This is a genomic window from uncultured Campylobacter sp. (genome assembly GCF_938045595.1).
Taxonomy (GTDB): Bacteria; Campylobacterota; Campylobacteria; order Campylobacterales; family Campylobacteraceae; genus Campylobacter_B.
Genome location: NZ_CALIBB010000289.1, coordinates 1 through 7,751, shown reverse-complemented (window position 1 = coordinate 7,751; position 7,751 = coordinate 1). Strand labels below are relative to the sequence as shown.

8 protein-coding genes are annotated in these 7,751 nt (G+C 46.2%); all 8 read left to right on the top strand.

Annotation, left to right across the window (positions count from 1 at the left end):
• The first annotated feature begins 107 nt into the window (after window positions 1–107).
• Complete coding sequence (locus tag Q0340_RS11245; protein ID WP_298083375.1) at window positions 108–1,352, top strand: O-antigen ligase family protein; 1,245 nt, start codon at window positions 108–110, stop codon at window positions 1,350–1,352.
• Window positions 1,349–2,140, top strand: a complete 792-nt coding sequence (locus Q0340_RS11240) for a polysaccharide deacetylase family protein (RefSeq protein WP_298083374.1) — start codon at window positions 1,349–1,351, stop codon at window positions 2,138–2,140. Before Q0340_RS11245 ends, Q0340_RS11240 begins: the two co-directional genes overlap by 4 nt.
• Entirely contained in the window at window positions 2,137–2,892 is a 756-nt protein-coding gene (locus Q0340_RS11235) for a glycosyltransferase family 2 protein (protein WP_298083373.1), read from the top strand. The genes Q0340_RS11240 and Q0340_RS11235 overlap by 4 nt, the downstream gene beginning before the upstream one ends.
• A 64-nt stretch (window positions 2,893–2,956) precedes the next feature.
• A complete protein-coding gene (purL, locus tag Q0340_RS11230; protein WP_298083372.1) occupies window positions 2,957–5,152 on the top strand; it encodes a phosphoribosylformylglycinamidine synthase subunit PurL in 2,196 nt (731 codons plus the stop codon).
• A 3-nt stretch (window positions 5,153–5,155) separates the two neighbouring features.
• Window positions 5,156–6,133: a molecular chaperone DjiA gene (locus Q0340_RS11225; RefSeq protein WP_298083371.1), complete on the top strand. Its 978-nt coding sequence runs from the start codon at window positions 5,156–5,158 to the stop codon at window positions 6,131–6,133.
• Between the two features lie 153 nt (window positions 6,134–6,286).
• On the top strand, window positions 6,287–6,928 hold the full coding sequence (locus Q0340_RS11220) for a hypothetical protein (RefSeq protein ID WP_298083370.1): 642 nt from the start codon (window positions 6,287–6,289) through the stop codon (window positions 6,926–6,928).
• A gap of 17 nt (window positions 6,929–6,945) precedes the next feature.
• Entirely contained in the window at window positions 6,946–7,557 is a 612-nt protein-coding gene (locus Q0340_RS11215) for a hypothetical protein (protein ID WP_298083369.1), read from the top strand.
• Window positions 7,558–7,571: 14 nt separating this feature from the next.
• On the top strand, window positions 7,572–7,751 hold a 180-nt coding region (locus Q0340_RS11210), incomplete at its 3' end, for a hypothetical protein (RefSeq protein ID WP_298083368.1).

Sequence of the window (7,751 nt, the reverse complement as noted above, 5' to 3'; positions counted from 1 at the left end):
ATTGATGTTTATTATAAAATCATAAGTGTTAAACACCACTATTTTCTAGTTCAATTTTTAGAAGATTTTGATAATATAATAAGATGAAATATAAGAAAGGAAAATGAATGTTATCAAAATTTAGCTATGAAAAGATCATGGGATATTTATTATATATATTGTCTTTAAGTCTTTTTGTAGGTAAGTCTTATAATGTCTTCAGCGCCCTAATAGTAGTTATATTTCTATTCCATACTTTTAAGGAGCGCTTATTTTGCGTGTTTAAAGATAAATTTTTTATATTTATGTCTATTTGGTGTATATATATGCTGTCTAGTGTAATTTGGGCAACGCATAAAGATGGCATTATTAGTGCTGCAGGAGTTTTATTCTTATGGGTACTTTTGTATTTGGCAATTAAGACATATCTTGATTCCAAGGATAAATTAGAAAGATTTTTTAAATTTCAAACTTATATTGTTTTATTCGTTGCATTCAATGCACTGCTACAATTTCTTATAGGCTATAATATTTTTGGCGTTCCGATTTTGGATGGTAGGGCGACCGATATATTTTTTTCTAGCAATAGCAGAATTTTCCCTTTTATCTTACCTCTTTATGTTGGAGTGTTTGGGGCTATGCTTAGCTTGAAAGATCGCTCTTCATCTCATTACATTCTATACGGCTCGGCTCTTTTTGGAATTTTAATAGCTGTTCCGCTAAGCGGCTCCAGGGGTCCTTTATTATTGCTTTCCGTGTTTATCCCTATAATAGTTTGGACTAGCCCTTATAGAAAAACAGCTTTTATTATGTTGGCTGTTTTATGTGCATGTGTGATTTCTATAGCCTTTAATAGCGATAAATTACAGGATAGGTTGATTTCTTTAGCGCATCCATTCGAGAATCAAAAGCACCTTAGGGTGGCTATTTGGAAAACTGCTATAGAAGAGTTCAAAGATAATCCTATATTAGGTGTAGGTTTTAAAAATTTTAAATATAGACAATTCGATTACTATAAACCGGAATTTGAAAGTTACGAAATAGATAAGGAACAAAATAAAATGGTTGAACATGCGCATAGCCCTTGGATGGATATACTTGCAGAGCAAGGAATTGTTGGATTTGGGTTTGCCATTACACTATTTTTTAGTATCCTTTATAATGTTTATAGAAAAGGAACTTTTATATTGATCGGTGCATTTAGTGTTTTTTATGCATTTTCCTTTTTAAATTCCACTTTTGTAATTTCTAAGAGCCGTTGGTCGTTTTTTATGATATTTTCTATAACTATATTTACGCTTGTCGCTAACTATTATAAATATATAAATTCATCGAGTGATAGAAAAGTTGATGATGTAAAAGAATCAAGATGAACTATACTTTTATGCTTCTGATCTTTGCCGTCGCAGCGGGCGTTTCACTGCGGTATAACTGGTGGCGGATCCCGCAGGGCTGGCATAAGGCGCGGGTGCTGATGTATCATAGCGTAGAGGAGCACAAGGGCGATAAATTCGACAAATGGCGGCTGAAGCCTGCGGATTTTGAAAGACAGATCGCGTGGCTTGCGAAAAACGGCTTTGAGAGCTTTAAGCTTAGCGAGCTCATCGCGCTAGAGCGGCTGCCTAAAAAGGCGGTTTGCATCACATTCGACGACGGGTTTGAAAATAATTTTACCAGCGCCTTTGAAATTTTGAAAAAATACGATTTCAAAGCGAGCATATTTTTGGTCCCGGACGCCGTACAAAACGACTGGGAGCGCGCCAACACGACCCATCTTGCAAGGATGCTAAGCGAGGAGCAAATTTTAAAAATGCAAGCAAGCGGGCTAGTTGAGTTTGGCGCGCATACGATGCACCACGTAAATTTAGACCTTACCTACGCGAGCGATCCGCAGCTCGCCGCAGATGAGATCATCACGTCCAAGGCTCGCGTAGCACGTATTTGCGCTCAGCCTTGCGAGGTGTTTGCCTATCCGTACGGTAAATTTAACGACGAAATTTTAAATATCGCTAGATCAAATTTCAAAGGCGCGGTGGTCGTCAAGCGCGGACTTTACGAGGCGGGCGACGACAGATACGCCGTAAAGCGTATCGGCATTTTGGGCACGGAGGGGTTTTTTGATTTTTGGCTGAAATTTACGAGGATAAGGAACAAACTATGATTAAAGCGTCCGTTTATGCGATAGTGATGAATGAGGAGCGCCACATTGAGCGTATGCTGCGTAGCGTGGCGGATTTTGCCGAGATCATAATCGTCGATAGCGGCAGCACCGATGCCACGCTGCAAATCGCGCGTAAATTTACCGATAAAATTTACCATCACGACTGGCAGGGCGAGGGGGTGCAGAAAAACTACGCGTTTTCGCTATGTAGCAACGAATGGGTGCTCAATCTCGACGGCGACGAGGAGGTAAGTCCTGAGCTAAAAGGCGAGATAGAGGAGTTTATGAGCCAGAGCGATTACTCGGCGCTGGATATTAAATTTCATGAATACTCGCTCGGGCGCAGATGCTCCGATCTCGTGCGCAAAAACACTCACATCCGCTTCTTTCGCAAGGAGTGCGGCGAGTATAAAAATATGGGGGTGCACGCGCAAATTTCGATCATAAAAGGCGCCGTAAGAAAGAGCAAATTTTGCATTAATCACTTTAGCGAAAAGCCGATCGCCGAGCTCGTTATGAAAAACAACAACTACTCTACGCTGCGCGCGCAGGGGGATTTTGAGAAGGGCAGGAAGCCGAGCCTTGCGAAGCTTTTGCTGATCTATCCGTTTGCGTTTTTTAAATCATACATTTTGCGCAGATCGCTTTTTGACGGGCGTAAGGGATTTATCACGGCAAATATTAACGCATTTTACGCGTTTTTAAAAGAGGCGAAACTTTACGAGAAGTATCTTAAAAAGGGCGAAGATTAATCGAAATGATAGAAAATTTTAGTTATTATTGCGACCTAAATTTAACGACGAAAAGGGCGAAAAAATGGACAAAAAAGTAGTAGCGGCACATAAAATTTCAGACGAAGAATATGAAAAAATTTTAAAAATTTTAGGTCGCGAGCCGAATCTGCTCGAGCTTGGGATTTTTAGCGCGATGTGGAGCGAGCACTGCAGCTACAAATCGAGCAAAAAATACTTAAGCGGCTTTCCGACCAAGGCGCCTTGGGTTATCCAGGGCCCGGGCGAAAACGCAGGCGTCATCGACATCGGCGGCGGCATGGCTGCGGTTTTTAAGATGGAAAGCCACAACCACCCAAGCTTCATAGAGCCGTTTCAAGGGGCTGCGACCGGCGTGGGCGGGATACTGCGCGATATCTTTACGATGGGCGCGCGCGTCGAGGCCAATATGAACTCGCTTCGTTTCGGCGAGGTGCGAGGAAGAAGCGAAAATGCGCGCAAGCAGCGCTATCTGCTAAAAGGAGCGGTTGCCGGTATCGCTCACTACGGCAACTGCATGGGCATCCCTACGATAGGCGGCGAGACGAGCTTCGATAAGAGCTTTGACGGCAATATTTTGGTTAATGCCTTTGCGCTGGGTATCGTTAAAAAGGATGAAATTTTCTACGGTAGGGCCGAAGGCGTGGGCAATAGCGTGATCTACGTGGGCTCTAAGACGGGTCGCGACGGGCTCGGCGGAGCCGTGATGGCGAGCGATAGCTTTAACGACGCGAACAAATCTCTGCGCCCGACGGTGCAGGTGGGCGATCCGTTCGCCGAAAAGCTACTGATGGAGGCGTGCTTAGAGCTTTTTAAGACAGACTACGTCGTGGGTATCCAGGATATGGGCGCGGCGGGGCTTACTTCAAGCAGCTTTGAGATGGCGGGGCGCAGCGGCAGCGGCATGCAGTTAAATTTGGACCGTGTACCGATGCGCGAGGAGGGGATGAGCCCGTATGAGCTGATGCTAAGCGAGAGCCAAGAGCGTATGCTGATCTGCGCCAAAAAGGGCTGCGAGGAGAAAATCAAAGAAATTTTTGCCAAATGGGATCTCGACGCCGCCGTCATCGGCGAGGTGACGGATAGCGGCAAGATGGAGCTTTTTTGGCACGGCGAGCTGGCGGGCGTTATCCCGATCGAGCCGCTTAGCGAGGCTGCGCCCGTGCTGGATCGCCCGATAAAAGAGCCTGCATATATGGCGCAGATCGCGCGGCAAAATTTATGTGGCTGCGGCGCAAGCGAGCGCGAGCTAGACGCGGCGTTTGATAAAATTTTTGAGGACCCCGAAGTGCTAAATAAATCCTACATCTACGATCAATACGACGCCAACGTAGGGCTAAACTCCGCCAAGCGTCCCGGTATGCTGGGCGCTGCGGTGATGCGAGTTAAGCAAAACGGCGTAAAACTCGCGATGGCTGCGGACTGCAACACGCGGATGAATTACGTCCATCCTCGCATAGGCGCGGCGCTCGCGGTAGCGTCGGCGGGGCGAAAGGTCGCTATGAGCGGCGCGACGCCTCTAGCCATCACCGATTGCCTAAACTACGGCAATCCGCAAAATCCCGAGGTTATGTGGCAGTTCGCGCAGGGCTGCGAGGGGATTAAGCAGGCTTGCGCCGCGCTAAATACCCCCGTCGTAAGCGGCAACGTAAGCCTTTATAACGAAACGGGCGGCGTTAGCATCCAGCCCACTCCCGCGATCGTATGCGTGGGCACGAACGAGGGCGAGATCATCCCTAGCCATTTTTGCGCTAGCGGCGTGAGCGTCTATTTGGTAGGCGATACGAAGGGCGTTTTTGCGGGCTCGCTTTATATGAAAGCGGTAGAAAACCGCGTCGCAGGCAGCCTGCCGGAGCTAAATTTAAAAGCAGAGCGCGCTCTGTGGGACTTCGCGATAGAAGCTGGCAAGAGCGGAGTTTTGGAATTTGCAAACTCCGTAGGAATCGGCGGCGTGGCGATTACGCTTGCTAAGATGGCGTGCGTAGGCGGTATCGGCGGCGAGTTTGAGATGAGCTGCGACGATAGCAGAGATATTTTCGACGAGAGCTTTTCGCGCGCGATTTTCGGCGTGCGCGACGAGGCGAAATTTAAAGAGCTGGCCGCAAAATACGGGCTAAGCTTAATGCGACTAGGCACCAGTGGCGGCGAAACGTTTCGCATAAATTCCGTCCGCAAAAACCTTGGCGCGCTAAAAGAAATTTACTTTGGCGAGTTTGCTAAGATCGTAAAGAGCGAAGACTAGCGCGTGCTTAGCATCATATTTCTTTTAATCGCGCTGTATATTTTCGCGCAGATCGGCGGGGCTCTCGGCAACTCCGGCTATCGCGGCAAGGCGCGAATGCAACTAGCAGAGGCTAAAATTTTAGTAGCGCTTCTAGCCAAGGTCGCCAAAAGCGACGGGCACGTAAGCGAGTCCGAAGCCGCGATGATAAGCGAAATTTTAGACGATTTGGTGCGCCAAATGGGCGCCGGCGAACGCGAACGCGAGGCGTTAAAACTCGTTTATAAGCTCGAGAAAGAAAACCTCGCAAACGTGCGCGAGCTTGCCGAAAAATATAACCAAACCTACCGCCCGAGCCCGAGTCGCAAAACGGGGCTAATCTATTTCTTTTTAAATTTAGCCTACGTCGATTGCGGTTTTAGCGCGGCAGAGCGGCGCACAATCTCGCAGATCTGCGACGGGTTAGGCATTGCGGAGCATATCCAAAGCCAGATATTCGCGACCTTTGAGCGCAGCTTTTACGGCACATATTACGAAAACGGCGGCGCGCAAAGCAGCTCCACTTACGACGAATATGACGGCTATAGCACAAGAAGCGGCGGGTACTGGGACAAATACGGCGGCAGAAGCACCGGCGGCTACGGAAGCAGCAGTTACGGCGGCGGTACGGGCTACGGCTATGGCGGCACGGCGGGTTCGGGCTACGGAGGCTCGCAAAGTTCTAGCGGTTACGGCGGGTATTCGAGTGGATATGGCGGTTATTCGGGCGGCTCGCAAGACTCCGCCAAAACCAAAAGAGATCCGTATGAAATTTTGGGGCTCTCCAAGGATGCTACGTTTAACGAGATCAAGAAAAAATATCGCGAGCTCGTGAAAAAATACCACCCCGACATCCTGATGGGCAAGGGCGCGGACGAGGAGATCATCCAGGAGGGCACGAAGAAGCTTCAGGAGATCAACGAGGCGTATAAAATTTTAAAGGAGCGCTTCGGCGAGAAGTAGGGCGAGCAAATTTTAAAATTTGAGGGCGCAAAACGCCTTGAAATTTTAATGTAGGCTTGCGATACGGCGGCAAGGTGCGGCGAAGGAATTTTAAGGCGCGCAGACAAGAGCAGATTAAATCCGCGGCGCCAAATTAGATTTAAGGAGTGATGAATGAAAAATTTCATAATTTTTGCCGTTTTGGCGGCACTGCTTGGAGGATGCGCGGGCAAAAAAGATCAAAACGGAATTGCCGACTCGGAAGATATCGCAATGTTAAGCTTTGACAAAAATATTTCCACCAGATACCGAGCCCATAACGGAAAACTCTATAAAAATGGCAAAGTGTTAGGCAAATATCTTACGGCACCGGGACTTGGTACGCACATTTATACTGATGAAATGGGAAATGGTTATATAGATCCCAGCGCGACAAAGGAACATAATTCTAAAAAAATTACGGAGATAATATTTGTTCCGAACGAATTTATTAAAGTGATTTCTTATAGCCATAATGACGGCGTTTGTAAAGCATTGTCCGCAGGAAAATATGTACATATAAAGGAGTATATTACTATGTATTCACGAGGCGAGCCGATCGTGGCATATAGTTATGATGTTTTGATGTCAAGAAAAGGAATGGGGAAAATTTCATCCAGGTATGATTTCGTTAATGAAAAGTTATCTTATGTGGATAAAAAAATTTTAGAAAAACTAAATTCGACAGTAGCAGATCATGTGCAAGCATCCGTCGTACTTAGCGGTGCTACGCTTCTTGGTCTGCTTTGCAGAGAAAAGTCTAAAAGATTGGATTAGAATTTAAGGAGTAATAAATGAAAAATTTTATAATTTTTGCCGTTTTGGCGACACTACTTGGGGGATGCGGGATATTGCGCCCGGCTAAGAGCGACAAGGAGTTTAAATTTTACGACGGCAACAAAACCGTAATCTATAAATTTGCGGGCGAGGATCTGTATGAAAACGGCAAAAATTTAGGCATGTATTCTATGGATAGAGGTGAGTTTAGGATGCTTGTGCTCGATGAAGCGGGCAAGTCTTACGGCAATAACTATAAGTCCGCGCTGAATGCCAAGCGGATGAAATTTTATCTTTTTAACGACGAAAGGGCAATGGTATTTAGCATTTGGCACAAAGATGGGATTTGCAGCGTCTATAATGCAGGCAGATACGTAAATTTCGACTATACTTCAAATATGTTTAAAGACGGCGATTGGCTTTATGCGGACGGCAAAATTTCAAAAAGCGAGAGTTCGGTGCAAAAGATGAGCTCGAAAGGACTAAGCGCATATAAAAATATGAATTCCGAAAAAACGTTCAATCACAAAGATGCGCAATACGTAGCCGAGGAGCTAATCGTAGCCGAATTTTTCAAAAAGACGACTGCGGATCTTAAAAAAATGATCTTAGACGATTTTTGCAGATAAACTTCGGAGGAGTTATGGATAAAATTAAAATTTTGGCGCTGCTTGCGGCGGTCGCGCTGCTTACTGGCTGTATGAAGGTAAAGTATTCGCAAGCCGAGCTGCATCCGGAAAATTCCGTGATGATGAGCTACGACGGGCAGACCGTCACCGAGTATAAAATTTCAGGCGGCGCGCTTTTTAAAGATGACGCGATC